Origin of the sequence: Paraburkholderia sp. SIMBA_030 (assembly GCF_046535245.1) — a bacterium.
Classification (GTDB): domain Bacteria; phylum Pseudomonadota; class Gammaproteobacteria; order Burkholderiales; family Burkholderiaceae; genus Paraburkholderia.
In genome coordinates, this window is record NZ_JAWRXB010001724.1 from 1 (window position 1) to 233 (window position 233).

General features: G+C 58.4%; 1 protein-coding gene. It reads right to left on the reverse strand.

The window, feature by feature from the left end; genetic code table 11:
- On the reverse strand, positions 1-233 hold a 233-nt coding region (locus SB772_RS45910), incomplete at both ends, for a hypothetical protein (protein ID WP_410839262.1).

Sequence of the window (233 nt, forward strand, 5' to 3'; positions counted from 1 at the left end):
GGGGTCGATACGTAGCCTTGACGCAGGAGGGCAGACTGCCGCACCTGAATGTCTACGCCAGAATTCGTGTACAGACCGATATCTGCCTGTGCGTCGGGAAGGCCCTGGTAGCCCTCAGACGTAGCCTTCCAGATTCTGCCCACGCGTTCTTCGACGTATTCATTCGAATCCTTCGTCTTGGGCGGCAACACGATAAGGCTGCTGTAGCTGCCGAGCAGTTGCAACGCGCCGTC